Origin of the sequence: Hymenobacter koreensis, assembly GCF_039541855.1 — a bacterium.
Classification (GTDB): Bacteria; Bacteroidota; Bacteroidia; order Cytophagales; family Hymenobacteraceae; genus Solirubrum; species Solirubrum koreensis.
Genome location: NZ_BAABHA010000008.1, coordinates 1 through 25,338 on the forward strand (window position 1 = coordinate 1; position 25,338 = coordinate 25,338).

Sequence of the window (25,338 nt, forward strand, 5' to 3'; positions counted from 1 at the left end):
CTCCGTGGCCCGCAGCTGCGCCTCCTGCGCCCCGCGGCGGCGCTCGGCCCCCACCGCGTAGCGCGCCATCCAGTAACCGAGGCTGGCAAACAGAAAAAAGAAGCCGCGGTGAACCGACAGCACCCAAAGCTGCCCGTAGCTCATGCCGGGCGGCGGGGCCCAGCCCGTGAACCGGGCCAGGCCCAGGTTCAGCTCGCAGCGCAACGCGGCGTAGCCGGCCAGCGCCGCCAGGGCCGCCAGGGCGTAGAGCAGGTAGCGGCCCCGCCCCGCCAGGCGCGGCAGCAGCAGCTCGCTGTTGGCGTAAAACAGCGCCGCGTGCGGCAGGTAGTACAGGCCGAAGCTAAGCCGTTCGGGATTCGCGACGTTTATAAATAAAAAGGTGAGCTGTTCGTACAAAGCGAAGCCGAGCCAGACCAGCACGTGGAGCACGGCGGGCCGCCGCAAGGCCCGCCGCCAGTCATTAGAGCCTAATTGCATGCGGCAAAAATAAGCGGAGCGAGTGGTGGGCACTGGGGGCCGGCCCATGAAAAGAGGCCGAATTGGCCAGGTTGGTACCGCCGAACGGGGGATTGGTGTAATATTTTCCGCAGTGTACCGGGGCTAGAGTACGTTTGTTTCAAGCAACGCATCACCGCAAAATACTCTTCTACTCCTATCAATCCCATGAAAAACCTCAACGCCTCCCTCAAATTCAAAATCACCAAGACCGTTGTAACACGCTTTGCGCCGGCCCAAACCGGCAAGCGTTTTGGTGACACCACTCTTACGGATACTATCACCAGCATAAGCGGCTTTTAAGCAGACACGAGCTCCAAGCTCCACTGCTTACCCTTCCGGCTCGCCCGCGCTTTTAGCTGCGGATCCGCCGAACCGGCTGCTCCTGCTTCCCGGCCGCTTTCCGGCCGTTTCGCCTACCGGTCAGCCGCTACCATTATTCTAATGTCCTCTTCTTATCCGCCCATCGCTTCTCCCAACGGAAGGCTTCAGCCCAACAAGCCGCCGGCGCCTCCCTCACGCCTTAGCCTCATGCAAAGCTGGCGGGCCCTTCACGCCTGGCTGCTGCGCGCACACGAAGCAGGATTTACCCCGGTATCCAATGCCGACTTTACCATTTATCGCTACTGTGTCGATAAAGCGTCCGGCCACGCGCCGGACGCTGCTTTAGCCCAACGCTTCGATCAACAGTTGCCCGAACAGTTAAGCCCGCTACCACCTCCGGAGCTGGCCCGCCAACTCGAAACGCTCTGCGCAGCCGCTTGGCTTCATACTGCCTGGAGTGCCGACGGCATGGCCAGCGCAGGCGCAAGTGCCCGTATGGTGCAGCTCGACCAAGCCGTGCAACAACAAGCCCGGCAACTCGGCCACGCGCCCGAGGGCGAAAGCCGCCGCAATTTCTTTCGTAGCGTGCGCTACCTGCGCCTGCGTCTGCCCACCTCGGCGCCGCTGCTGCGGCAGCTGCTCGAAGCCAGCCTGCCGGCCCTGCTGCCGCCAGACCTCCCGACAACGCCTCCGCAGCCAGTGGAACTGGGTCTGGATGGTGGCCTGACCGCGGAGCTATTGCAATTGCTACAACTGCACCGAAGCGGCGTGCCCGTACCGGGCCTGGAGCATCACGTGCGTACGAGCCTATTGCAACTGCTGGGGGTAATGCAGCGCGTGGACTTCCAGGAAGGCCACTACTCGGTGTTTCCCTACCAGCTGCATGGGCTGGCGGGCGCCCCCACTTTTAGCGCTGAACTGAGCTGGCACCGCGGCGACCTGGGCCAAGCCCTGCTGTTTTATGAGGCACACGCTTTGCTGGGCGACAATGAATTGATTAAAACAGCGGAATTGGTGGGGCTCAACACCCTGCTGCGCACTTCGCTGGCCGCTACGCAGGTAAACACCCCCCGATGGGACCGGGGAGCCTCCGGTCTGGCGCACCTCTACGCTAAGATTCATCGCTTAAGTGGTCACCCCGCCTACTTAGCTGGTTGCCATTATTGGCTGAACCAAACGCAGCAGTGGTTACCCCAGGAGCTAGGGGCAGATCGGCAACCAACCGCTGACGCCTTATCAGATATAATCCGGGTTGGTTTAGTGCTGCTGACGGCCCTTTCCGAAGACGAATTAGCTTGGGACGCGATATTGCTGTAAGGCTTAGCTATTTAATAGTTAATTATTGAAGACGGCTTGGCGTTTTGGATACGCAGTTGCGGCCCCAGCAGCTGGGCCCTTGCATGCCGTCGTGTTAACGTCCCTGTTGGGCACCTACCAGACGACCACGGAGCCCTCGCTAGTGCTGAGCATATTTCCCTACCCCATACTAGCCCGGAGCCAGCAAACCAGCTTTGGCATTTCGGTGGCGAAAGCCGGACCAGTACCGGTCACCGTACATGCCCAAGCCGGCACCCTAGTCCGTACTCTTTCCCCGAGCCAAATGCCGGTCGGACCATATTGTACTGGGATGGTAAGTCCGACATCGGGCAGGCTGTTCATCTCGTTACCTATTTAGTTCGGTTCCATATGAACAAAGCCCCGCCACTTCCCTGTCAATTACTAGTGGATTAAATAGGTCCCGTCAAGCCTCTGGAAGCACCGGATTTCTCCGTCTGATAAACAGCACATTTGTCTAAGTAAGAACTGCGCACTAAATGGCTTGCCGTTGGCAAAAGAAAAAACACCAACGGTTTTGGGCAAAAAAGCCAACGATTGAGAGTGGAGCAGTAAAGCTAAAGCATAAATAGATGCCAGTAATAGGCTTGACAATAATCAGAAGCTAAACCCAGCGGCTTCACTAGAAGCCCCGTTTGGAAGCTACAAACGGGGCTTTTTCTTTAGCGGGCATGCAAACCCCGAATTACTTACCTATGATGACCCAAGCTGACACTAGCTCCAACCTGCTTGGTAGGTAAATATGTTCAATCAGAACTTCCGAGCGGTCAAACAGTGTGATGAAAAACGCATTTTTATCAACCCGCTATTTGACCGCTCGAAAACGGCCGTTTGGTTTCGTGATGGGCTTTGCTTTTGCGTACTTTCAACAGGCCTCTCCCCTAGTTTTTTGTAACCCACAAAAAATGGGTATTGCTGACCACCGCAGATGTTTGCAGTGGAATGGAAGGTCATCCGCCAAACCCTATTCCGTTGGGAAACAAGGCGGCCAAAATAGCGACCGATACGCCGAGCGAAACCGCGGAGCCCACGCCCCAGCCCAATAGTGCCCGCCCTCTTTTTTTTCGGTTGGATTGGTGTTCGTATCCGCTGCGGTAGTCAGGGTCCTGCAGCAGTTCAGGCCGCGGAACTTGGGCGAGCAACTGCGGCGCGCGTGGCGGAACCACCCCCAGCACCACCGCGCAACCGGTTGCCCCGGCCGCAAGCCCGGCTTGGCCGCTGATAAAGAGCGGCGGAGTTACAAAACCCAGGGCCGCGCCCGTCCAAAAAACACCCTTGGCCGGGCGGTAGTGTTGTTTGGCATCGGCGCGCCCTTGTTGCTGCCGTTGTGCAACCGAAAGGCCCCGCAACGAAACTGCGGGGCTATCCGGGGAAGATGAGGTTACAACCGGCGGTAGCGGCTCAATAGCTTCAGCTACTGCCACCGGGGAGGTGATGGCAGCATTAACTTGAGTGGCGGGTTTCGCAGTTGCGGTATCCGATTGGGCGTGGGCGCGCTGGACGCAGAGCACCACCATCCACCATAGCAAAAGCAAAAAGGACCGATACATATTAGGGGCAGAAAAATCAGGTTAGGAGAACTGCCTGAAGGATGCACTACCGCTGCCTATGGTTGGTCGCCTCGCATACATATGTGAGGACCAAAACAAAAGCAGCGCGGCCAGCATCCTGCAACACGCCTCGTGAGAAGTGCGTTGCGGATGCTGGCCGCGCTGCTTTTGGCGCACCTTCGCCGCCTGCCCGGCCGGGCAGACGGCGAAGCGCCGTTAGTTGTTCTGGTAAGGCAACACGTTCATGTTCTGGAACATGAAGGCCCACTTGTCGGTCTGCTCGCTGATTACCTGAGCCGTGGAGCGGCCTGCGCCGTGGCCGGCCTTGGTTTCTACCCGAATCAGCACCGGGGCCGGTCCCTGCTGCGTTTCCTGCAGTTTGGAAGCGAACTTAAACGAGTGCGCAGGTACCACACGGTCGTCGTGGTCGGCAGTGGTGACCATGGTGGCGGGGTAGTTAGCGGGCTTTAGGGCGTGGTAGGGCGAATACTTGTAGAGGTACTCGAACATTTCCTTGCTGTCCTGAGCCGTGCCGTAATCATAGGCCCAGCCGGCGCCGGCCGTGAACTGGTTGTAACGGAGCATGTCCATCACGCCCACCGCCGGGAAGGCCACTTTGAACAAATCGGGGCGCTGTGCCATTACGGCGCCCACCAGCAAGCCACCGTTCGAGCCGCCGGCCATGGCCAGGTAGTCTTTCGAGGTGTAGTTGTTCTTCACCAAATACTCGCCGGCGGCAATGAAATCGTCGAACACGTTCTGCTTCTGCATTTTGGTGCCGGCGTTGTGCCACTTCTCGCCGTATTCGCCACCACCGCGCAGGTTAGCTACTGCGTAGATGCCGCCGTTTTCGAGCAGCACAATGTTGGAGGTGCTGAAACTTGGCGTTACGCTGCTATTAAAGCCGCCGTAGGCGTAGAGCAGCGTGGGGTTTTTGCCGTTCAGAGCCAAACCCTTTTTGTGGGTGATGATCATGGGCACCTTCGTGCCGTCTTTGGAGGTGTAGAACACCTGCTTCGACTCAAACTTGCTGGGGTCGAACTGCACGCCGGCCTTCTTCCACACCGTGGATTTGCCGGTGGCAATGTCGTACTTAAAAATGGTGGGCGGGTAGGTGTAAGAGGTGAAGGTGTAGTAGGTTTCCTTCTCCTCTTTCTTGGTGCCGAAGCCGCCGGCCGAGCCCACCGAAGGCAGGGCGATGCTGCGCTCCTTCTTGCCGTTCATGTCGTACTGCTCAATCAGGGCGGTGGCGTCCTTCAGGTAGTTAGCGAAGATTTTACCGCCGCCGGTAGTGGCGTTGAGCACGTTTTTGCCTTCGGGAATCAGGTCTTTCCAATTGGCGGGCTGCGGGTTAGCAGCATCCACAGTTACTACGCGGTTGTTGGGCGCGTTCAGGTTGGTTTGAATGTAGAGCTTGCTGCCCACGTTATCGAGCACACCCACGGTGCTTTTCTCGTTGTCCACCACCTGCACGATGGGGCTACCGGGCTTGCTCAAATCCTGGAGGTAAAGCTCGTTACCAGTGGTGGTGTTGCGAGCCGAAATAACCAAGAACCGCTCGTCTTCGGTGAGGTAGGCGCCCACGTAGCGACGGGGTGTTTTCTCGCCGCCGAAAATCAGCTGGTCGGCACTTTGCGGGGTGCCCAGCTTGTGGTACATCAGCCGGTGAATCTGGGTTTTGCCGGCTAGCTGGCTGCCCGTAGTGGGCTTGTCGTAGGAGCTGTAGTAAAAGCCGTCGTTTCCGCGCCAGGCCGTGCCCGAGAACTTCACGTTCTTGAGCGTGTCGCCCACGAGGGACTTGTCCGCGGTCTTCATCACAATCACCTTGCGCCAGTCGGAGCCGCCTTCCGAGATGGAGTAGGCGGCCAGGCTGCCGTCTTTGGTGAAGCTCAGGCCCGCCAGCGAGGTAGTGCCGTCTTTCGAGAACTTGTTGGGGTCGAGGAATACTTCGGGGGTGCCCTTGCCCACCTGCCGGTACAGCACCGACTGGCTTTGCAGGCCGGTGTTCTTCGAGAAATAGGTGTACTTGCCTTCCTTGTAGGGCGCGCCGTACTTCTCGTAGTTCCACAGCGTTTCGAGGCGCTTGCGGATGGCGTCGCGGTAGGGAATCTGGGCCAGGTAATGCTGGGTTACCTTATTTTGCTCCTGCACCCAGCCTTTGGTGTCGGGGGCCTGGTCGTTTTCCAGCCAGCGGTACGGGTCGGCTACCTTGGTGCCGAAGTACGTGGTCACGGTGTCCACCTTTTTGGTCTGCGGGTAGGGCAGCCGCTTAACGGGCGCCTGGGCATGGGCTGGCGCACTGAGCAACGCGGCGCCCAACAGGGCAAAGAAGCTTCTCATAGGAGTTGCGTTTGGCACGGGTTAAAATTGAGTCGAACGTGAAGATCGACAAATTACAGTTCTCCCGGCTTCCTGAAGTTGCCGATAGAAAATTACGGCACCGATGCCCCTCCCAGGCACGAACCAAGCCGGGCGCAGTCCAGGGCCAGTGCGGTAGAAATCGGCTGGGGCACAGCCTTTGGCACATCCTGAATAGAATGCATAGCGCCTGGCAAGGCCCCTTTTACCCACTTGCTCGTTAGCGGCGGGCGTAATAAGAACTGAATTCAGAGCGAAGTGGAACCAACCAATGCACAACACTTGTATAAATGAACAACTGTTCATAAGTTTGCATCAACAATGACTTCCTCCACCTCGACTAGCTCCGCTGACATGAACCTCTCCGTCGAGAAAATGGAGAAGGTGGCCTTTATTCTCAAGACGACGGCCCACCCCACGCGCATTGCCATTGTGCAGCTGCTGGCCAGCCAGGAGCGCCTGTCGGTGACCGATATCAGCGAAAAGCTGAACGTAGAGCAAAGTCTGCTCTCCCACCACCTCTCGGGCATGAAGCTTAAGGGCATTCTGAGCTCCCACCGCGAGGGCAAAAACATTTACTACGCCCTGAAGATGCGCGAGGTAGTAGACGTTATTCAGTGCCTGGCCACCTGCACGTTCCTGTAGCAGTCGTGGTTTTTTTTGACCGAACACATGAACAATCTATCATAAATTCATACGTCTACCTTCCCTTCCATGTCCCAGCTCATCGGCTACTTCGCAGCCATCTTCATCGGCCTTTCTCTGGGCATTATGGGGGGCGGGGGCTCCATTCTCACCGTGCCTGTGCTGGTGTATCTGATGGGCGTAAATCCGGTGCTGAGTACGGCTTACTCGCTGTTTGTGGTGGGCTCGACCTCGGTGGTGGGGGCTTCGGGCTACTTCCGCAAGGGACTGGTGTCGATGAAAACCGCCGTGGTGTTCCTGCTTCCTTCGCTGCTGGCCGTGTTTGCGGTGCGCAAGCTGCTCATGCCGGCCATTCCGCAGGAGCTCTTCACGGTGGCCGGCATTGCCTTCACCAAAGACCTGCTGGTGCTGGTCGCCTTCGCGGCGCTGATGGTGGTGGCCGCGGCGTCGATGATTCGCAGCAAGCAGGCCGAAGAAGTATTGGACGAGGAGCTGCACCATCGGCACGCCTTTAACTACCCGCTGGTTTTGGGCATTGGTTTGGCGGTGGGTTTGCTCACGGGTTTTGTGGGGGCCGGCGGCGGTTTTCTAATCATCCCGGCCCTGGTACTGGGGGCACGCTTGCCCATGAAGCTGGCCGTAGGCACCTCGCTGGCCATCATTGCCCTGAATTCGCTTATCGGCTTCACCGGCGACCTGAGCGTCGGCACGCCCATCGCCTGGGGTTTCCTGCTCGGCTTCCTGGCTTTTGCGCTGGTGGGTATCGTGCTGGGCACCTACCTGTCCCGCTTCATTCCGGGTGCCAGGCTCAAGCCGGCCTTCGGCTGGTTTACCCTGGCCATGGGCACGTTCATTCTGCTGCGCGAGCTGGTGTTTACGCCGTAAGGCCCCGCTTGCTGCCTGATTCCCCAAGCCATTTTCTACCTGCGTTTCTTCACCTTTCCGTTGAGTTTTCTTATGAAAATCGAACAGTTTGAAGACAAGGGCCTGGCCCACTTCTCCTACGCCATCCTGAGCGAGTCGGCCCGCGAAATCGTGCTCATCGACCCGGCCCGCGACCCGCAACCGTACTACGACTTTGCCCAGGCCCACAACGCCCGCGTTGTAAGCGTAATCGAAACCCACCCGCACGCCGACTTTGTATCGTCGCATCTGGAAATTGCGCGGGCTACCGGCGCCACCATTCGCGTGAGCCAACTGCTGGGGGCCGACTACCCGCACGAAACGTTTGACGAGGGACAATCCTTCACCGTCGGGCAGCTCGCTTTTCGTGCTTTGAACACGCCCGGCCACTCGCCCGACTCCATTAGCATTGTGCTCAGCCGCGAAGGCAAAGATGTGGCCGTGTTTACCGGCGACACGCTGTTCATCGGCGACGTAGGCCGCCCCGACCTGCGCGAAAAAGCCGGCAACCTCACGGCCAAGCGCGAGGAACTGGCCCGGCAGATGTATTACTCGCTGCGCGAGAAGCTGATGGTGCTCGACGGCGCCGTGCTGGTGTACCCGGCCCACGGCGCGGGCAGCCTTTGCGGCAAAGCCCTGAGTGGAGCCAACAGCAGCACCATTGCCGACGAAAAAGCCAGCAACTACGCCCTGCGCCCGATGAGCGAAGAAGGCTTCGTGCAGGAGCTGATGGCCGATCAGCCTTTCATTCCCAAGTACTTCGGCTACGACGTGGCCTTAAACAAAGCCGGGGCCCCGGCCTACGCCCCCAGTGTGCAGCAGGTGCCTCGCCTAGCAGCTGACACCCCCATTGAGCCCGGTGTATTGGTGGTAGACACTCGTCCCGAAGCCGCGTTCAAAAAGGGGCACGTACCCGGCGCCCTCAACATTCAACAGGGCGGCAAGTTCGAAACCTGGCTGGGCTCCATAGTGGGGCCGGAAGAACCCTTCTACCTGGTGGCGGCCGACGAGGCAGCCCGGGAAGAACTGATTCAGAAGGCTGCCAAAATTGGCTATGAGTCCCTGATTAAAGGTGCCCTGGTGGGCACACCCGCAACGCAGGCAACGCTACCGAAGCTGGACGTGGAGCAGTTCCGCCAGCACCCGGAGGCCTACACCATCGTGGACATCCGCAACGCTTCGGAAGCTAAGGCCGAGCCGCTGTTTGCCGGTGCGCTAAACATTCCGCTGCCCGAGCTGCGCGAACGAGTACAGGAAATTCCCCACGGCAAGCCCGTGGTGGTACACTGCGCCGGGGGCTACCGCTCGGCTGCCGGGGCCAGCATTCTGGCGCCGGCCCTGCCTGGCACGCCCGTGCTCGATTTAAGCGAAGCTGTGAAGACCTTTCTCCCGGCCATTTCCGGCCACTAATTATCCCGGTTTCGGACGAGCCGCAGCCTGCGCAACCCAGCGGCTCTTCCAGCCTGCTCGCCGTGGCTTCTCTGCATCAGCTAACGTTCCCGCTTTTCCTTTCCGCCATGTTTGGTCTTTTTCAAGGTTCCGCATCTACTTATAAAAACCTCACTCCCGCCCAGTTCTCTGCCGCGTTGCGCCAACCCGGCGCGGTGCTGCTGGACGTGCGCCGCCCCGACGAGTTTGCCGCCGGCCACCTGCCCGGCGCGGTTAACCTGGACGTGACCAGCCCGGACTTTACCCGCCGCGTGGCGGCGCTGGACAAAACCCAACTCACCTACGTGTACTGCCGCAGCGGGGCCCGCTCCGCCACCGCGGCTGGCCAGCTCACCAAGGCCGGCTTTGGGCAGGTACACAACCTGCTTGGCGGGGTGCTCGACTGGCCCGAAAAGCTGATCCGCTAGTAGGCTCTTCGTACTCCCTCAACCCCACTAATTCATGCTTGACTTTCTTCGCCAGCCCTGGCCCTGGTATGTAGCCGGCCCGCTCATTGGGCTGACCGTGCCGGCGCTGCTGCTGCTGGGCAACAAGGCCCTGGGCATCAGCTCTTCGCTGCGACACGTGTGTGCCGCCTGCCTGCCGGCGGGTATTCCCTTCCTGAACTACAACTGGCGGGCCGAAATCTGGAACCTGTTTTTCGTGCTCGGCATTGGCATCGGCGGTTTCCTCGGCTACCAGGTGCTGGGCCACCCCGACACCATTGCTATTTCCGACGACACGGTGCGCGACCTGAAAGCGCAGATGGGCTTGACCGATTTCTCCGGCCTCTTGCCCAGGGAATTGTTTTCCCTCGAAAACCTGACCAACTGGAAAGGCTGGGTGTTTCTGGTGCTGGGTGGCTTCCTCGTCGGCTTTGGCACGCGCTACGCCGGGGGCTGCACCTCCGGCCACGCCATTTCGGGCCTCTCAAACCTGCAATGGGTGTCGTTGGTGGCCGTTATTGGCTTCTTCGTGGGCGGCCTGTTAATGACCTGGGTGTTTTACCCGCTGCTTTTTTAATCAGTCAAATGAAGAACCTGAAGTACCTGGTGCTGGGCGTGTTGTTCGGCATCATTCTTACGAAAAGCGAAGTTGTGAGCTGGTGGCGCATCCAGGAGATGTTCCGCTTTCAGAGCTTCCACATGTACGGCGTCATTGGCTCGGCCATTCTGGTGGGGCTGGTGTCCATTCAGCTTATCAAACGCTACCGCCTCCGGACCATTGACGGCGAAACCATCGCCCTCGCCGACAAACAATACAACCACGGCGTGTGGATTGGCGGCATCCTGTTTGGGTTGGGCTGGGCCCTGACCGGCGCTTGCCCCGGACCCATGTTTGCCCAGTTGGGCAGCGGCGTAGCGGGGGCGGCAGTGCTCATTCTGGCCGCGCTGGCCGGCACCTGGACCTATAGCGCCCTGCGCGAAAAGCTCCCGCACTAGGCCGCTGCCTAACGGTTTACGGCTCCGCCTGCTCTTCACCTGGATTACGGACGCCATCCGGTTTACCTTTCGGCGTACCCCGTCTTTGTTATGACGCATCAACTCGGATTGCGCGAAAACTGGCCCCAATTCAGCCTCTTGGTGCTGGTAAATGCCTTCGTAGGCGGCATGGTGGGACTGGAGCGTACCATTCTGCCCCGGCTGGCCGAGCAGGAGTTTCAGCTGGTGGCGCATTCGGCCATCCTCTCCTTTATCGTGGTATTCGGCCTGACCAAGGCCGCTGCCAACTACTACGCCGGCGCCTGGGCCAGCCGTGTGGGGCGCAAAAACCTGTTGCTGCTGGGCTGGCTCTTTGGCTTGCCGGTGCCGCTGCTCCTGCTTTGGGCGCCGTCCTGGGGCTGGGTGATTTTCGCTAACGTCCTGCTGGGCCTTAACCAAGGGTTGGCGTGGTCGAGCACGGTGGTGATGAAGATAGACCTGGTAGGTGCCAGGCAGCGCGGCTTGGCTATGGGCCTGAACGAGTCGGCTGGGTACCTGGCCGTGGCGGCCACGGCCTTTGCGTCGGGCTGGCTGGCCACCGAATACGGCCTGCGTCCCTACCCGTTTTACCTGGGCCTCGGGCTGGCCGTAATGGGGCTGCTAAGCTCCTTGCTGGTGCGCGACACCCGCCACCACGTAGCCCTGGAAGCCGCCCAGGCCCCGGCCGGCGCGGCGGGCCCTCCCCTCTCGTTCTGGGACGTTAGCTGGCGCCACCCCAACTTGGGCTCGGTTACGCAAGCCGGCTTGGTCAACAACCTCAACGACGGCATGGTGTGGGGCCTGTTGCCGTTGTTGCTAACGGGCAAGGGTTTTACGCTAACCCAAATTGGCACCGTGGCAGCCGTGTATCCGGCCGTTTGGGGACTGGGCCAGCTCCTGACCGGGCCGCTGGCCGACCGCCTTTGCAAAAAAGACCTGCTGTTTTGGGGCATGCTGCTGCAAGGCGTAGTGCTGCTGGCCATGCTTTTTACTTCGTCGTACCCCACGTTTGTGCTGCTGGCGGCCTTGCTGGGAGCGGGCACAGCGCTGGTGTACCCCACGTTTTTAGCCGCCATTGCCGAATACGCTCCCACGGCCCAGCGGGCCCACAGCGTAGGCATTTTCCGCCTGTGGCGCGACGCAGGGTACGCGGTGGGTGCCCTGCTAACCGGTGTGCTGGCCGATGCATTCGGCCTATCCGCCGCGCTGGTGGCCGTGGGCGGCCTCACGCTGCTCTCGTCGCTGATTATTCGCCGCCGCATGTACTGCTTACCGGCAACCGCGCCCGCGAAGGCGCCCCCGCAAAGCTGCGCCCGGCCCAGCGGCCTCGCCCTGTTTGCCCGATTCCGTTACGCAAGCTCCCTCTACCTCTCGGCTGAGTTTTGCCGCCGCCCGTTACCAACGACGCGGTTTTCGGGACCAACGGCATAACCAGAGGCGTACAATAACGCTTAGCGCTATTCTGCTCTTCCGCCACTACCCACGCTGCCCCCGCCGACGGTGTAGCGCGGGCCTATCAGCATGCGGGCGCCGGCCAAGCGCCAACCCGACCCACAAGCTTAGCCGGAACCCAGATGGTGCTGGCACACGCCGCAGGCCCTACCACCAACTCGCGAAAGTTTTATTACTTTTATTAAATTTTTACTATGCACCCATTGGAAGCCCCCGTTCTGTCTCGGGAAGTCCAGAACATCTTCGGCCGGGTGTTCTACCGTATTGAGTACCATGAGCGGACCAACATCGTGGAAGCCACGTGGTACGGCGCAGCTACCCAACAAGACTTAAAAAACGCCGTAGTGGCCGGTCTGGCCGTGCATGAGCACAGCCGCTGCGCTTACCGGCTCAACGACAACACCGGGTTTTCGGGGCCCTGGTCCGACGCCGTAGCGTGGCTTGAGGAAGAATGGTTGCCGCGGGCATACGCCGCCGGCATTCGGTACCTGGCCCACGTGGCGCGTCCGGGCTCGTTTGGGGAACAGGGCGGTGAGGCGATGCTGCGGGGAAAAATTGGCTCGCAGGTGGAAGTGGCCCTGTTTACCGACAAGGCTGCAGCCGCCGCCTGGCTGACCGCCAAACAAAAAGCGTAACCCCCGGCCGCCCGGCCCTGCCGTAGCCGATCTGCGCCCATGTCCGCAAGGAGTCTGATGTTCACCCAAAGCTGGGACGGCCAGTTAACAACCTGAAGCCGGTTGAAGTAACAGGCCAACAAGTGTTGCAAATATTTACGGGAGGCCTTTTGGCTAGTACAACACGTTAGCTCCCGTAACGATGTAGCGCGGATCTTCCAGGATGTTGACGTCGACCAAGGCGCCGGCATTGCCCAGCAGCCGGCGGCAGTCGGGGCTGAGGTGGCGCAGGTGCACGGTTTTGCCGGCCCGGTGGTAACGCTCGGTGAGTTTGTGCAGCGCCTCCAGGGCCGACATGTCGGCCGCGCGGCTTTAGCGGAAATCGATGATTACTTCTGCGGGGTCGCCGGCCACGTCGAATTTTTCGCCAAAGCCCTGCACCGAGCCGAAGAACAGCGGCCCATAGATTTCATAATGCTTCACGCCGGCTTCGTCCGTGTACTTGCGGGCCCGGATGCGCTTGGCGTTTTCCCAGGCAAAGACCAGCGCCGATACCACCACTCCGAACAGCACGGCCAGGGCAAGGTTCTGCGAAACCGCGGTAACCAACGTCACTGTACCATCACCAGCACATCGGTTAGCGGTATGCGGCACAGAATGCGCAGGCTGGCCCACTCGAAGGTACCGATGACCACCATAAACATTACGCCCACCAAAGCGGCCAGCGGCAGGCGCATAAACAAGCCCGAGCCCACCACCACGAACAGGCCCAGGGCCACGGCGGCCACCACGCCCGAAAGCCGCCCGCGCCCCCGTGACTCCAAGTTAACCATCGTCTGCCCGATCATGGCGCAGCCGCCCATGCCGCCCGTCAGGCCCGAGGCCACGTTGGCCAGGCCCTGGGCCAGACAATCCTGGTTGCCGCGGCCGCGGGTATCGGTCATTTCATCGACCACGGTGAGCGTGAGCAGGCTTTCGGTGAGGCCCACCAGCGCCATAATTACGGCGTAAGGCAGCACTATAACCAGCGTAGACCATGCCAGGGGCACCCGCGGCAGGTGCGGCGTGGGCAGCCCGCCGGCAATGGAGGCAATGTCGCCCACCGACTTGGTATCGAGCCCGCCCACAATAACCAGCGCCGACGCCACCACAATGGCCGCGAGCGAGGCCGGCACGGCCTTGGTCAGCTTGGGCAGAAAATAGACAATTGCCATGGTCAGCCCCAGCATCAGCGCCAGCAGTACGCCCGTAAGCCAGTGTTCGTGCCCGGCTGCATCGGGCACCTTGAACTGCTCCAGCTGGGCCATGAAAATAATCAGGGCCAGACCGTTAACGAAGCCGTACACCACCGGCTGCGGCACCAGCCGAATAAACTTGCCGAAGCGCAACAGCCCCACGGCTACCTGAATCAGGCCCATGAGCACCACGGCGGCAAAGAGGTACTCCACCCCGTGCTGCACCACCAGACTCACGATGACCACCGCCACCGAACCCGCTGCACCCGATATCATGCCCGGCCGGCCACCAAATACACTGGTAACCATACAAATAACAGAGGCAAAACCAATGCCCACCAGCGGGCTGATGTGAGCCAGCAGGGCAAAGGCTACCACTTCGGGCACCAAGGCCAGTGCAGTGGTCAGGCCGGCCAGGATTTCATTTTTAACGTTGACTTTGTACGGCAACAGATACTAAGCTACGGAGGACATATTCACGCTAAAACGGGGCAAAAGAAAAGCCGCGCGCTTTTGAGCAGAAGCGGCGGCCAGGGCAATTTACGCCGGTTGTCAGCGTGGGCTGAGCCTGAAAACGGGCAAATAAAAACTAAGCATGTAGCAGGCAAAAACAAGAAAGGGCCACCCCCCGCACGTTTCCGGCGCCTGGCGGCTGGGCACGTGCCCACCATTCGGACCTGAACCGGGAACCGGTTAATGCACTTTGTTCAGCCCCAGCCCGCCGGCAACAGCCAGGAGGAACCCGGCATTTCTTGGCACAAGCAGTTGCGTTTTAAAGTTTGTAGCTTGCTGGTGCTACCCTGTGCTATGTCCGTGTCTTCTGCTGCCCTGCCGCCCAACAACGAACCCGACCGCCTGCGCAGCCTGCGCGCCCACGAGGTGTTGCCCACCCTTATCGAGCCCATCTTCGATGAGTTTGTGGCCCTCACGGCGCAAGTATTCAGCCTGCCCATTTCCCTGATTTCCGTAGTGGAGGAAGACGAGGTGTTCTACCCCGCGAACCACGGCATGCCCGGCAACGAGCGGCAGCCCCGCGTAGAAGCCATTTGCTCTACCGCCGTGCAGCAGTCCCGGGCGGTGGTATACCACGATGTGCTGCTGGAGCAAGTGGCCACCTTGCCGCCGGAAGCCGTTCAGGCCGCCCAGGCCAACGACCTGCGCTTTTACGCCGGGGCCGTGCTGCGCCTGCCCGATCAGCACCCCATCGGCACCCTGTGCATCATCGACCGCCAGCCCCGTTCCTTTAGCGCCACCGAGCAGCAGGTGCTGGACCAGCTGGCCGCGCTTATCAGCCAGACCATTGCCGTACGCCACACCTGCCTAAGCCAGGCCCGTACCGTACCCGACCGGTGGGAGCAGCTACGCACGCTACTGCAGGAGGAGCTGCGCGAACTCACTGCCTTGGTGCGCTACCTCTACACCCGCCACGGCGTGCAAATTCCCGTATCGGCTGAGCTGCTGGCGCAGGTAGAACGCCGCCTGAACGACTTGCACGCCCTGTTAGGCGAATACAGTTGTTCGTAAGCCAGACCGGGTAGTAGTTGGGCCTGTTACCGGAAGAGGCTCTTTGCCGATGCGCATCCGGCCAACGGCCAAATGTGCCGCTGTGGCGTGAAAAAACGGTTTGAAATGCTTCGGGCGTTTGAGCAACGCGGTACGCTTTCGGCTTCTGCGGCCACCGCTGAGCCAGGCCATTACCGGCCGGAGGCCTGATGTTCGTCATTGCCCGAATGCGCTTCAGCCCCTTACTTGCCGCGCTGTAAGCCCACGCAACAACCCTTTGCGGTTTTGCGGCCTCTCTCCCATCCAAGCTCGAAAACCGATGCGCATTTACCTGCTCCTGGCGCACCCCGACAAGGACAGCTTTAACGGCCGGCTCGCCGATGCCTACGAAGCCGCTGCTACGCGCAACGGCCACGAGGTGCGCCGCCAAAACCTGGGCGACCTGGATTTCGACCCCATCCTCTGGAAGGGCTACAAGCAGGTTCAGGCGCTGGAGCCCGACTTGCAGCTGGCGCAGCAGCACCTGAGCTGGTGCGAGCAGTGGGTGATTATCTACCCGATCTGGTGGGGCTCGGTGCCGGCGCTGCTCAAGGGCTTTTTCGACCGGGTGCTGCTTTCGGGCTATGCTTACCGCTACCGGCAGCAGGGCCCGTTCTGGGATAAGCTGCTGCGGGGACGCTCGGCGCACGTAATCACCACCTGCGACGCCCCAACGTGGTGGATCTGGTGGCAGTACCGCAACAGCGACCTGAACACCGTTAAGCGGGCCGTACTGGAGTTTTGCGGCATTTCGCCCGTGCGCGTTACCCGCATTGGGCGCATGCGGTACTTAACCGCCCAGCAGCGCGAGGACCAGCTCGCAAAGGTTATACGTGCCATTCCGCTGGCTAAAAAGCCGGTTGACCAAGTAGGGCAGCCCGTGTTGGCAGCCCCACAAGCGTAAGCTACCGGAGCGGCACGTTCCTGCTTCTGCCAGTTAGTTAAAGCGGTGTAGCTGCGCGCTGCGCTTCCTGACAAAGATGGTTCGGAGTAGGATTCTGAAGCTGTTGCCAACGCTGTTGTAACCTGCTTAATCTGATCGTACGTACCACACGGGCGCACTTCGGCCCTAGCTTGGCTTCGGAAACCCTTATCTATTGCTTGTGACAGTCGATTCTGCTTTTCTTACCTCGTTTGCCGGCCAGCACGCCCCCGAACTCGACGAGCTGATTGCTGAACTGACGGCCGTGCGCCAGGATATGCTCCGGTTAGCCGCGCAGGCGGCCGACCGCCTGCAGGCAGTGCACCCCGACTTTCAACTCAGCGCCCGCAACCTGCTGCACTATTTGGCCTTGCGCCGGCAGGACCTGCGCCCCTTGCAGCAGCGCCTGGCCGCGCTGGGCCTCTCGTCGCTGGGCCGGGCCGAGGCGCACGCGCTGGCCACCGTAGATGCCGTGTTGGGCGTGCTGCACGCCCTGCGCCACCCCCAGGCGCCCGTGCCGGAGCCACCCGCCGAAAAAGCCCCGGATTTCAGCAGCGGCCCGCGCCTGCTCACCGAGCACAGCAAGGCGGCGCTGGGTCCCGCCCCTGCGGCGCGCGGCGTACGAATTATGGTTACCATGCCGGGCGAAGCGGCAACCGACTACGACTTGGTGCACGAGCTATTGCGCCACGGCATGGACTGCATGCGCATTAACTGCGCCCACGACGATGCCGCCGCCTGGCAGCAGATGATAGCGCACCTGCGCCGGGCCGAACAGGCCTTGGGCAAGTCCTGCCACGTAAGCATGGACCTGGCCGGCCCCAAATTGCGCACGGCCGGCCTGCCACCTGCTCCGGCCGTGCTGCCCGTCGGCCCCCGGCGCGACGCTTTCGGGCGCATTCTGGCACCGGCTCGGCTGTGGCTAACGGCGCAGGAGCAGCCCCAGCCCGCGCCCGAACCGGGCACGGCCACGCTGCACTTCCCGGCTACCTGGCTGAACCAGTTGCAGCAAGGGGAAACCATTCGGCTGGTAGATGCGCGCGGCAAGAAGCGCAAACTGCGCCTGCATAGTATGGGCCCGGCGGGCAGCTGGGCCGAGCTGCGCAAAACCGCTTACCTCACGCCCGAAACCCGCTTTCAAAGTGCTTCCGCCGCCGCAACTCCGCTGGGCCTGCCGCAGCTGGAAAGCCTGCTGCTGCTCCATACCGGCGACCGGCTCCGGCTCACTCGTTTGCCCCTCGCGGAGCTGGCTTCTCTGGAAACGCCGGCCATTGGTTGCACCTTGCCGGAAGTACTCGACTACGTGCAAGTGGGGGAAGCCATTTGGTTCGACGACGGCAAAATTGGCGGCGTGGTAGAGCTGGCGGAGCCCGGCACCCTGCTGGTGCGCATTACGCGGGCCCGCGCCAAAGGCGAAAAGCTGCGCAACGACAAAGGCATTAACCTGCCCGACAGCCAGCTACCGGTTTCGGCCCTGACCGACAAAGACCGGCAGGACCTGGTCTTCGCCGCACAGCACGCCGACATGGTGGCCCTTTCGTTTGCGCGCACGGTGCAGGACGTGGAGCAGCTGCGGCTGCACTTGGCCCAGCTAACCGACCGGCCGCTGCCCATCATCCTCAAAATTGAAACCCGCCAGGGCTTCGATAACCTGCCGGCGCTGCTGCTGAGTGCCATGGCGGCGGGCTCCTGCGGGGTGATGATTGCCCGCGGCGACTTAGCCGTTGAATGCGGTTTCGAGCGCATGGCCGAGGTGCAGGAAGAAATGCTGTGGCTGTGCGAAGCGGCCCACGTGCCGGTTATCTGGGCCACGCAGGTGCTGGAGAGCCTGGCGCGCGGCGGCTTGCCTTCGCGCGCCGAAATTACCGACGCGGCCATGGGCGACCGGGCCGAGTGCGTGATGCTCAACAAGGGCACCCGCGTGGTGGAAGCCGTGCAAACCCTGTCCAATATTCTGCAGCGGATGCAGGCGCACCAGAGCAAGAAAAGCCCTATGCTGCGCCGCCTGCACGTAGCCCACGCGCTTACCTGAAGCATGCCGGCACCTGGCCATCAACTACCGCCAGCTCAGGCCAAAGAGAGCGGTGCAACAGCCCCGTCACTCCCCTTTCCTGCACGCTATTCGGGGAATTCTGCGGCCATTTACCTGATAATACGCCCGTCTTCCATCTCAATGACGCGCTGGGTTTTGGCGGCAAAATCGGGGTCGTGGGTCACGATGAGCAGGGCCTGCTGGTGGGTGTGAGCCAGCTCCTGGAAGATGTCGAACACCACCTCGCTGTTCTTCTTGTCGAGGTTGCCGGTGGGCTCATCACCCATGATGATGAGCGGGTCGTTAATGAGCGCCCGGGCAATGGCCACGCGCTGCTTCTGGCCGCCGGAGAGTTGGTTGGGCAGCTTCAGGGCCTCGTCGGCTATGCCCAGGATGCGCAGCTTCTCATAGGCCCGGTGCTCCAGCTCCGGCGCGGCCAGGCGCCCCAGTTTTTCGCCGGGCAGCATCACGTTGCGCAGCACCGAAAACTCGTTGATGAGGTAGTGAAACTGAAAGACGAAGCCGATTTTCTCGTTGCGCACGCGCGCCAGCTCGGTTTCCGTCCTGGTGCCCATCACCTCCCCGTCGATTAGCAGCGTGCCCTCGTAGTCGGTGTCCATGGTGGAGAGGATGTAGAGCAGCGTGGATTTGCCGCAGCCCGACTTGCCCACCACGGAGGCAAACTCGCCGCGGGCCAGCGCGAAGCTGATGTCGCGCAGCACCTGCACCCGCACCGGGTCGGCGAAATACTTGCTGATGCCGCGGGCTTCCAGTACTGGCGTGCTCATGGTTACTTGCCGCGAATGATAACGACCGGGTCGATGCGGCTGGCCTTGCGGGCCGGAAAATACCCCGCCAGAAAGCTCGTCAGCACCGAAAACACCGCCCCGATGACGTAAAAAACCGGGTTGAAATCGATGGGGTACGTGCGCACGGCGGGCAGGGCGGCCGTGTGAAACGGCAGCTGCCCGATGAGCGCCGACAGCCCCAGCCCCAGCACCAAGCCCAGCGCCCCGCCAAATACCCCGATGGACAGGGCAATGAGCACGAAGACCCGGCGCACGTCGCGGCCCGCAAACCCGACGGCCTTGAGGATGGCAATGGAGTCCATCTTCTCGTAAATCATCATGTTCAGGATGTTATAAATACCGAACCCGGCCACGGTGAGCAGCGTCACGCCCACGGCGTAGGAAATCAGCGTGCGGATGGAGGTGCCGGTTTCAAAATCGGCGTTGGCCTGCTGAATGTCCATGGCCTGCACCTGGTAGAGCCGGCGGTACTCGCGGGCCACGGCCGGGGCTTGGGTCAGGTCGTGGAGCTTCACCTGAATATCGGTCACGTAGGCATTGGACTCGCCCAGCAGCTTGCGGGCCGTGGCCAGCGACGTGTAGCTCTGCACCTTATCGATTTCGAGCAGGCCCGACTGAAACAGCCCCACCACCTTCAGCTGCACCCGCTCGCCCTGGGGCGTGGTCACCTGCACCACGTCGCCGAGGTCGGCCAGCATCAGGTCGGCGGCGCCTTTGCCCAGCATGATGCTGTTGGGCACCGTTTGCAGGCTCTGGTAGTTGCCGGCCACCACATAGTCGCTGAAAGCAAACAGGGCGTTTTCCTCTTCCACCGCCACGCCGCTGATGGTGCCGTTGAGCGTGAGCGTGCCCACGTTGTAAAACACCTGCGTCTGGATCTTGGGCGCCACGCCCAGCACCCGCGGGTCGCGGCGGATGGCGGCCATCACGGCGGCGCTGTTGCGGATGCGCGGCAGCTCCTGGCGGGGCTTGATGGAGCGGATGAAATTGTGCTGCCGCCGGCCCTCGGTGTACAGGTCCACGGGCTGCCGGGCGGCGGGCTTCAGCTCGTTGTACAGCCGCACGTGGGGCGTACGGTTGAGCACCAGCCCGTCCAGCATCTGGTTCAGGCCCGACATGAAGCTGAGCAGCGCGATGAACGCGGTGATGCTGAACGTGACGCCGATGGCGGCCACCAACGACTGCCCCCCTCGCGCCCGCAGCAGCGAATACGCCACGTCGTAGAGCAGCGGCAGCTTCATGGCGCGGGGGGCGTAAGCGCGTCGTCGGGGCCCAGGCCGGCCAGTATTTCCACCATCTGATAATCGCGCAGGCCGGTTTTTACCCGCACGGGCTGGCCCTCGGCGTTCAGCACCGTGGAGTCGTTCACCAGCAGGCGGCGCGGAACCAGCAGGGCCCGGGCCTTGGTGCGCAGCACGATGCTGGCCTCGAAACTGAGCTGCGGGTAAAGCACCGGCGGCTGGCGCACAAACGCGGCCTCCACCACGAAGGTCTTGCTGTTGGCGTTCATCAGGGGCACCACGCTGGTTACGCGGGCCGTAAACACCTCGCCGGGGTAGCTGTCCAGGGTTACCAGCACCTGCTGGCCGGGGCGGATGCGCACGATGTCGGCCTCGTCGACCTGCATTTCCAGCACGAAGTGGCGCGCGTTGCCCAGCAACGCTACCGGCGTTTGGGGGCCGATGGCCTCGCCCTGCTTGGGGTACAGCTTATAGACCACGCCCCGCACCTGGCTGCGCAGCACAAAGTCGCGGGCTTGCTGGCGGGCAATCTGCAGGTTGGTGCGGGCCTGCGCCGCCCCAAAATCCAGCCGCTGCTGCAGGGTGTGGTAGCGCGCCGCCGCCGACTGGTACGCCGTGCGGGCGGCCGCGTACGCCAGCTCCCGCTGCTCCAAGGCCAGCTTCGTGCCGATGCCCTGGGCCCAGAGCCGGCGCTGCCGCGCAAGCTGCAGCTCGTCGTTTTGCATGGTGCGGCGCTGCAGGTCCAGTTGCTCCCGGGCTTCGCGGAGCTGATCCTGATTGGCGGCCACGGCCGCGTTGCGGGCCGCCAGCGCGGCGTTTTCCACGTTCAGCTGCGCCACGTCGGCGGCTATGGCCAGCAGCGGCGTGCCTACCTGCACGGAGTCGCCCTCCTGCACGTAGATTTCCTTTACCAGGCCGCCTACGCTGGCAAACGCCTGGTACTGCCCGGCGCTTTTCACCGTGCCGGTGGCGTATACGCTTTCGGAAATAGCCGAATACACTGGCCGCACGCGCTCGGCTTTTGGCTGGCAGCCGCTTAGCCACAGGCCCAGCAGCAGGCACCCCAGCCAACGCAAGGCGGGCAGCGCCTGCCGCACGCTCGGCAACTGGCGTACAGCCCCGGAGCTGGTTTGCGTGCTGGCCGCTCGCAAAGGGAGCAGATACCGATTACCGATCATTCCTGAAATGAATACCGCCTTAAGCATATCGGCACGGCCCTTCCGTGGCGCACACCGGAGAAAAAACGCAAGGAGCGCGGTTCCAGCAGCGCTGCCATATCGGACCCGAAGGACTGGAATATATTTCTTGTAATGAATGATTTTAGTCACCCGCAGCCCCCTTCGTTGCCTGCGGTGTTGAGTACGGCGCGTACGAACTTACGTGCCGGTATAACGACCCTTTGTAGGCCCCACAGTCATTATTCTGCTGTACGGATTGGGTGCAGGCTGGCATTCGGGCGCGGGCCGTGCGGAGCTGCCGCTTCAGCCCGGGATGCCCTAACGCTTGCTAGTAGCAGCAGCGCGCCGGCGGGCAGTGGCAGCGAGGCCAGCAGCAGCAGCAGATAATAGTGCGGCAGGAAGCTCCAGTTTAGCCAGAACATGCTACCCTGAACAAACAGCAGCGCCTCGGTGAGCAGAAAGCCCGCCAGCAGCAACCCGGCGCCCACCCGGGCTGCCGGCCGCTGCAGGTGCAGTGCCCCCACCTGGTGCAGCAGCCCCAGCAGCGTGAGCGTGGTAGCGCCCAGCGTAACCAGGTGCACGAAGCCGATAACGTAGTTGCGAACCGTAAAGGCCATAACGGCCACGTAGGGCACCGCTACCGCAGCGTGAATAAGTCCCTTAAACGCAAAGGAGCCCAGGCCCACGGCCCATAGTGCCCGCAGCAGCGGCGAGAGGCGCGGCAGCAGGGCCAGCCAGGCGGGCCACACGGCGCGTAACCAAGTGGCCAGCCCCAGCAGCTGCAGCACCACCCCCACACCCGTAACGGCATACACCAGCGGGTGACGCTCGGCCCAGGCCACGGCCAGTCCGTAGGTTAGGAACGTACTGGGCACCAGCAGCCAGAAAGCCCGCCGCAGCAGCCCGCGGTGTAGTGGCAACTGCTGCGCTTCGAAATAGCTGAGCACCAGCCCCAGCACCCCGAATGCAAACCAGCTGTTCAGCTGAAAGTGGAGAAAAAACTGAATGGCCAGGTAGTAGAGCTCAGTATTGGGATGAGGCCGGCTCATGATACCAGCCAGCGCCCAAAGCCCCAGCGTGGATACCACCACGCTGCCCAGCCCCGCCAGCAGATAGGGCAGCGCGGCCCGGCCGGCCAGCTGCCGGCGCAAATCGGGCCAGAGCAGCACCACGGCCCCGTAGGAAAGCAGCATGTGCGCGGTACTCAGGGTAATGGAAACCGCGCCGTAGCCCTGCCAGCTAAACGCCACGAACATGCCTAGCACGGTCGCCTCGGCGGCCCAGAACACGCGCCGGTACCAGCGCAGGCGCCCGGCCGCGGGCTGGGCCAGCTGCATGTAAGCGGCAAACAGCGCCAGAAACACCCAGCCCAGCATGGCCCCGTGGCTGTGCGCGTGCATTACGTTGCGGTACTCCACCCCGGGAACTTCGTGCAGAAACACAAAGCGCAGCAGCGCGCCCAGCGCCGCGGCTATGGCCAGGTTAAGCAGGGCTACGGTAAGCCATCGGGCGGGTATGAGCATAGCGGAAGCAAACTAAGAACGGTGAGCCCAGTCGCGGACGGCCGCCCAAAGCTACCTCCACACCATATGGCTCGGTATGATCTACGTCATAACCAGGCCGGGGAGGCGGCCTCTAGTTTTGAGCAAACCTTCAACCGCTATGAATCCCAACGTTCTTGCCACCCTTACCACGGCCCCGCTGCGCGAGCTGCTGCGCGCCGACATCCGCCTCACCGACGTGTTTTACCGCCACAAGCTGGACTTCTGCTGCGGTGGGCACCAAACCCTGGCCCAGGCCGCCGAGCGGGCCCACGCCCCGCTCGAGCGCGTGCTCGAAGACCTCGAAAACCAGCTGCGCTTTGGCTCGGGCAAGCCCCTGGGCGCCGAAAAGTGGCCCCTGCACTTTCTGGTGGAATACATCGAGCTGATTCACCACGCCTACACCCGCGATGCGCTGACCACCCTGGCGCCGGCCGTGGCCAAGGTGCTGCAGAAACACGGCCGCCTGCACCCCGAGCTCGATACCGTGGCCGAACTGTTCGTGGCCCTGAACGAGGAGCTGCAGGCCCACCTCCAAAAAGAAGAGCGGATTCTGTTTCCCTACATCGTGCGGCTGGAGCAGGCGGCCGCGGGGCAGCCGTTCGCGCCGGCTCCTTTTGGCACGGTGCAAAACCCCATTCGCATGATGGAGGCCGAACACGACGACGCGGGCCGGTTGCTGGAGCAGCTGGCCGAGGTAACCGGCCAGTTCACCCCTCCGGCCGATGCCTGCAACACCTACTGCTTCGTGTATCGCCGCCTGCAGGAGCTCGATACCGACCTGCGCCTGCACATTCACCTCGAAAACAACATCCTCTTTCCGCGGGCCCTGGCCCTGGAGCTGCAGCTCAGCGCTTGATACCTCACCAACACAATTGATTTTAAACAAGATCGACCTGATAGAAATCATTTTTCAGGACCTCAAACAAGTAAACCTTGTCAGCTCACTCACCGCATCTAGTCGCCGATGCTTTCAGCTGCCCACCTCACCGCCGCGCGTGCCCGTTTGCGCCGCTACCCTGCCAAGCACACCATTTACTGGGAGGGCGAGCCAAGCAGCTTTTTTTACCAGCTCCAGGATGGCGCGGTACGGCTCTATAGCTGCGGGCAGCGCCAGGACTTCGTTCACAGCCTGGTGTTTCCGGGCGAGACGTTCGGCGAAACCGTTATCGGCACCAACCCGGTAGCGCCCAGCTCGGCCGAAGCCCTTACCGATACGGCCGTGTGGGTGGTGGAGCGGGCCGAGCTGCTGGAGGTATTGCGCCAGCACCCGGACCTGCACGCGCAGTTCACCCGCCGGCTGGTGGACCTGCTTTGCTTCCATACGCACATGCGCAGCAACACCACACTGCTGCCGGCCGCCGAGCAGATTCTGCAGCTGGTTAGCTACTACGCGCATAAAATGCTGACCCGGCGAAACGCAGGCAACTGCGGCACTACCTCGGCGCAGCACTGCTGCTTCTGCGAGCGGCTGTTAGAGCAGGCCGATGGCTACATCTCGGTGCCTTTCACGCGCCAGCAAATAGCCGATATGCTGGGCCTGCGCGTGGAAACCGTGATGCGCACGGTAAAAGAGCTGGACGCCGCCGGCCGCCTGCGCCTGCACGAGCACAAGCTCTACTACCGCACGGCCCAGCCAGCTTTGGCCGGCTCCGCTATTCCCATCCTTTCCTAATCCTTCCCTAACCCCCTTTTTCATGAAAGTACTACCCACAAAGCTGCGAGGCCTGGCGGCCGCGCTGGCCACCGGCACGCTCCTGCTTGCCGCGGCCTGCGGCGGCAACGACAACACCGCTGCCGAGAATACCACGCCGGAATCGGGCGGTTCGATTTACGAGTCGGAGGCCTACAAGAAAGCCATGGAAAATGCCGATGCGGGCGGCGCCAAAGCGGCCACCGCGGGCCTCATTACCAAAGACGACGTGAAGCTCAGCCCCACCATCGACCAGGCCATGGTTAGCAAAGGCAAGAGCATTTCCGAGCTCAAGTGCCTATCGTGCCACAGCATGGGCGACAACAAAGTGGTGGGCCCCGGCTGGAAGGGCATTACCTCCCGCCGCGAGCCGGAGTGGATCATGAACATGGTGGTACACACCGACGCCATGCTGGAAACGGACCCCGCCGCGCAGAAAATGCTGGAGGAATGTCTCGTGCGCATGCCCAACCAAAACCTCACCCAGGACGAAGCCCGGCAGGTACTGGAGTACATGCGCACCCTCAAGTAAAAAGAAGTAGCGGCTACTGCTGGCAAGGGCCAGCGGCGTGACTCATTAT

General features: G+C 61.8%; 21 protein-coding genes and 2 pseudogenes. 16 read left to right on the forward strand and 7 right to left on the reverse strand.

All coding sequences use genetic code 11. The features are described 5' to 3' along the window. Positions 1 to 477, reverse strand: a pseudogene (locus ABD903_RS12470) (hypothetical protein); the annotation flags it as partial. A 186-nt stretch (positions 478 to 663) separates the two neighbouring features. Between ABD903_RS12470 and ABD903_RS12475 the strand changes: the two are divergent. Next, entirely contained in the window at positions 664 to 798 is a 135-nt protein-coding gene (locus tag ABD903_RS12475; RefSeq protein ID WP_345224688.1) for a hypothetical protein, read from the forward strand. Positions 799 to 1,026: 228 nt separating this feature from the next. Further along, positions 1,027 to 2,136 carry a glycoside hydrolase family protein gene (locus ABD903_RS12480; protein ID WP_345224691.1) on the forward strand — a complete coding sequence of 370 codons (1,110 nt, stop codon included), beginning with the start codon at positions 1,027 to 1,029 and terminating at the stop codon, positions 2,134 to 2,136. Positions 2,137 to 3,920: 1,784 nt separating this feature from the next. On the opposite strand, the gene ABD903_RS12485 is transcribed toward ABD903_RS12480, so the two are convergent. Then, positions 3,921 to 6,044 (reverse strand): prolyl oligopeptidase family serine peptidase, encoded by a 2,124-nt coding sequence (locus tag ABD903_RS12485; RefSeq protein WP_345224693.1) that lies wholly within the window; start codon positions 6,042 to 6,044, stop codon positions 3,921 to 3,923. A 339-nt stretch (positions 6,045 to 6,383) separates the two neighbouring features. On the opposite strand from ABD903_RS12485, the gene ABD903_RS12490 reads away from it, so the two are divergent. The 8 genes from ABD903_RS12490 (at position 6,384) to ABD903_RS12525 (ending at position 12,585) form a co-directional block, all read left to right on the forward strand. Then, a complete protein-coding gene (locus tag ABD903_RS12490) occupies positions 6,384 to 6,707 on the forward strand; it encodes an ArsR/SmtB family transcription factor (RefSeq protein ID WP_345224695.1) in 324 nt (107 codons plus the stop codon). Positions 6,708 to 6,776: 69 nt separating this feature from the next. After that, positions 6,777 to 7,592: a sulfite exporter TauE/SafE family protein gene (locus ABD903_RS12495; protein ID WP_345224697.1), complete on the forward strand. Its 816-nt coding sequence runs from the start codon at positions 6,777 to 6,779 to the stop codon at positions 7,590 to 7,592. A 72-nt stretch (positions 7,593 to 7,664) separates the two neighbouring features. After that, positions 7,665 to 9,020 carry a rhodanese-like domain-containing protein gene (locus tag ABD903_RS12500; RefSeq protein ID WP_345224699.1) on the forward strand — a complete coding sequence of 452 codons (1,356 nt, stop codon included), beginning with the start codon at positions 7,665 to 7,667 and terminating at the stop codon, positions 9,018 to 9,020. A gap of 107 nt (positions 9,021 to 9,127) precedes the next feature. Continuing rightward, on the forward strand, positions 9,128 to 9,466 hold the full coding sequence (locus tag ABD903_RS12505) for a rhodanese-like domain-containing protein (protein ID WP_345224702.1): 339 nt from the start codon (positions 9,128 to 9,130) through the stop codon (positions 9,464 to 9,466). 34 nt (positions 9,467 to 9,500) lie between these two features. After that, positions 9,501 to 10,061, forward strand: coding sequence for a YeeE/YedE family protein (locus ABD903_RS12510; protein WP_345224703.1), 561 nt, complete (start codon positions 9,501 to 9,503; stop codon positions 10,059 to 10,061). 8 nt (positions 10,062 to 10,069) lie between these two features. Then, complete coding sequence (locus ABD903_RS12515) at positions 10,070 to 10,480, forward strand: DUF6691 family protein (RefSeq protein ID WP_345224705.1); 411 nt, start codon at positions 10,070 to 10,072, stop codon at positions 10,478 to 10,480. A gap of 90 nt (positions 10,481 to 10,570) precedes the next feature. After that, positions 10,571 to 11,929, forward strand: a complete 1,359-nt coding sequence (locus tag ABD903_RS12520) for an MFS transporter (protein WP_345224706.1) — start codon at positions 10,571 to 10,573, stop codon at positions 11,927 to 11,929. Positions 11,930 to 12,144: 215 nt separating this feature from the next. After that, on the forward strand, positions 12,145 to 12,585 hold the full coding sequence (locus tag ABD903_RS12525; RefSeq protein ID WP_345224708.1) for a hypothetical protein: 441 nt from the start codon (positions 12,145 to 12,147) through the stop codon (positions 12,583 to 12,585). A 153-nt stretch (positions 12,586 to 12,738) separates the two neighbouring features. Here the strand turns inward: ABD903_RS12525 and ABD903_RS12530 are convergent. After that, positions 12,739 to 14,252: pseudogene (locus ABD903_RS12530) on the reverse strand (SulP family inorganic anion transporter). A 354-nt stretch (positions 14,253 to 14,606) separates the two neighbouring features. Here ABD903_RS12530 and ABD903_RS12535 point away from each other — a divergent pair. The 3 genes from ABD903_RS12535 (at position 14,607) to ABD903_RS12545 (ending at position 18,295) form a co-directional block, all read left to right on the forward strand. Then, positions 14,607 to 15,323, forward strand: a complete 717-nt coding sequence (locus ABD903_RS12535; protein WP_345224710.1) for a GAF domain-containing protein — start codon at positions 14,607 to 14,609, stop codon at positions 15,321 to 15,323. 298 nt (positions 15,324 to 15,621) lie between these two features. Further along, on the forward strand, positions 15,622 to 16,245 hold the full coding sequence (locus ABD903_RS12540) for an NAD(P)H-dependent oxidoreductase (RefSeq protein WP_345224712.1): 624 nt from the start codon (positions 15,622 to 15,624) through the stop codon (positions 16,243 to 16,245). A gap of 199 nt (positions 16,246 to 16,444) precedes the next feature. Continuing rightward, positions 16,445 to 18,295 carry a pyruvate kinase gene (locus tag ABD903_RS12545; protein WP_345224715.1) on the forward strand — a complete coding sequence of 617 codons (1,851 nt, stop codon included), beginning with the start codon at positions 16,445 to 16,447 and terminating at the stop codon, positions 18,293 to 18,295. A gap of 110 nt (positions 18,296 to 18,405) precedes the next feature. On the opposite strand, the gene ABD903_RS12550 is transcribed toward ABD903_RS12545, so the two are convergent. The 4 genes from ABD903_RS12550 to ABD903_RS12565 form a co-directional block, all read right to left on the reverse strand. Beyond that, positions 18,406 to 19,083, reverse strand: a complete 678-nt coding sequence (locus tag ABD903_RS12550) for an ABC transporter ATP-binding protein (protein ID WP_345224716.1) — start codon at positions 19,081 to 19,083, stop codon at positions 18,406 to 18,408. 2 nt (positions 19,084 to 19,085) lie between these two features. Then, complete coding sequence (locus ABD903_RS12555; protein WP_345224718.1) at positions 19,086 to 20,345, reverse strand: ABC transporter permease; 1,260 nt, start codon at positions 20,343 to 20,345, stop codon at positions 19,086 to 19,088. Continuing rightward, positions 20,342 to 21,496, reverse strand: a complete 1,155-nt coding sequence (locus tag ABD903_RS12560; protein WP_345224719.1) for an efflux RND transporter periplasmic adaptor subunit — start codon at positions 21,494 to 21,496, stop codon at positions 20,342 to 20,344. Before ABD903_RS12560 ends, ABD903_RS12555 begins: the two co-directional genes overlap by 4 nt. Before the next feature lie 266 nt (positions 21,497 to 21,762). After that, positions 21,763 to 23,046, reverse strand: a complete 1,284-nt coding sequence (locus tag ABD903_RS12565) for a hypothetical protein (protein WP_345224721.1) — start codon at positions 23,044 to 23,046, stop codon at positions 21,763 to 21,765. Between the two features lie 139 nt (positions 23,047 to 23,185). On the opposite strand from ABD903_RS12565, the gene ric reads away from it, so the two are divergent. The 3 genes from ric to ABD903_RS12580 all read left to right on the forward strand — a co-directional run bounded on the left by ric (position 23,186) and on the right by ABD903_RS12580 (position 25,289). Beyond that, positions 23,186 to 23,923: an iron-sulfur cluster repair di-iron protein gene (gene ric / locus ABD903_RS12570; protein WP_345224723.1), complete on the forward strand. Its 738-nt coding sequence runs from the start codon at positions 23,186 to 23,188 to the stop codon at positions 23,921 to 23,923. 108 nt (positions 23,924 to 24,031) lie between these two features. Beyond that, positions 24,032 to 24,739 (forward strand): Crp/Fnr family transcriptional regulator, encoded by a 708-nt coding sequence (locus tag ABD903_RS12575; protein ID WP_345224725.1) that lies wholly within the window; start codon positions 24,032 to 24,034, stop codon positions 24,737 to 24,739. 22 nt (positions 24,740 to 24,761) lie between these two features. After that, positions 24,762 to 25,289, forward strand: coding sequence for a c-type cytochrome (locus tag ABD903_RS12580; protein WP_345224727.1), 528 nt, complete (start codon positions 24,762 to 24,764; stop codon positions 25,287 to 25,289). Positions 25,290 to 25,338: the final 49 nt, after the last annotated feature.

Excerpts from the sequence above, each read along its gene's own strand:
- ABD903_RS12475 (WP_345224688.1), top strand. The coding sequence starts at position 664 with ATGAAAAACCTCAACGCCTCCCTCAAATTCAAAATCACCAAGACCGTT.
- ABD903_RS12480 (WP_345224691.1), top strand. The coding sequence starts at position 1,027 with ATGCAAAGCTGGCGGGCCCTTCACGCCTGGCTGCTGCGCGCACACGAA.
- ABD903_RS12485 (WP_345224693.1), bottom strand. The coding sequence starts at position 6,044 with ATGAGAAGCTTCTTTGCCCTGTTGGGCGCCGCGTTGCTCAGTGCGCCA.
- ABD903_RS12490 (WP_345224695.1), top strand. The coding sequence starts at position 6,384 with ATGACTTCCTCCACCTCGACTAGCTCCGCTGACATGAACCTCTCCGTC.
- ABD903_RS12495 (WP_345224697.1), top strand. The coding sequence starts at position 6,777 with ATGTCCCAGCTCATCGGCTACTTCGCAGCCATCTTCATCGGCCTTTCT.
- ABD903_RS12500 (WP_345224699.1), top strand. The coding sequence starts at position 7,665 with ATGAAAATCGAACAGTTTGAAGACAAGGGCCTGGCCCACTTCTCCTAC.
- ABD903_RS12505 (WP_345224702.1), top strand. The coding sequence starts at position 9,128 with ATGTTTGGTCTTTTTCAAGGTTCCGCATCTACTTATAAAAACCTCACT.
- ABD903_RS12510 (WP_345224703.1), top strand. The coding sequence starts at position 9,501 with ATGCTTGACTTTCTTCGCCAGCCCTGGCCCTGGTATGTAGCCGGCCCG.
- ABD903_RS12515 (WP_345224705.1), top strand. The coding sequence starts at position 10,070 with ATGAAGAACCTGAAGTACCTGGTGCTGGGCGTGTTGTTCGGCATCATT.
- ABD903_RS12520 (WP_345224706.1), top strand. The coding sequence starts at position 10,571 with ATGACGCATCAACTCGGATTGCGCGAAAACTGGCCCCAATTCAGCCTC.
- ABD903_RS12525 (WP_345224708.1), top strand. The coding sequence starts at position 12,145 with ATGCACCCATTGGAAGCCCCCGTTCTGTCTCGGGAAGTCCAGAACATC.
- ABD903_RS12535 (WP_345224710.1), top strand. The coding sequence starts at position 14,607 with ATGTCCGTGTCTTCTGCTGCCCTGCCGCCCAACAACGAACCCGACCGC.
- ABD903_RS12540 (WP_345224712.1), top strand. The coding sequence starts at position 15,622 with ATGCGCATTTACCTGCTCCTGGCGCACCCCGACAAGGACAGCTTTAAC.
- ABD903_RS12550 (WP_345224716.1), bottom strand. The coding sequence starts at position 19,083 with ATGAGCACGCCAGTACTGGAAGCCCGCGGCATCAGCAAGTATTTCGCC.
- ABD903_RS12555 (WP_345224718.1), bottom strand. The coding sequence starts at position 20,345 with ATGAAGCTGCCGCTGCTCTACGACGTGGCGTATTCGCTGCTGCGGGCG.
- ABD903_RS12565 (WP_345224721.1), bottom strand. The coding sequence starts at position 23,046 with ATGCTCATACCCGCCCGATGGCTTACCGTAGCCCTGCTTAACCTGGCC.
- ric (WP_345224723.1), top strand. The coding sequence starts at position 23,186 with ATGAATCCCAACGTTCTTGCCACCCTTACCACGGCCCCGCTGCGCGAG.
- ABD903_RS12575 (WP_345224725.1), top strand. The coding sequence starts at position 24,032 with ATGCTTTCAGCTGCCCACCTCACCGCCGCGCGTGCCCGTTTGCGCCGC.
- ABD903_RS12580 (WP_345224727.1), top strand. The coding sequence starts at position 24,762 with ATGAAAGTACTACCCACAAAGCTGCGAGGCCTGGCGGCCGCGCTGGCC.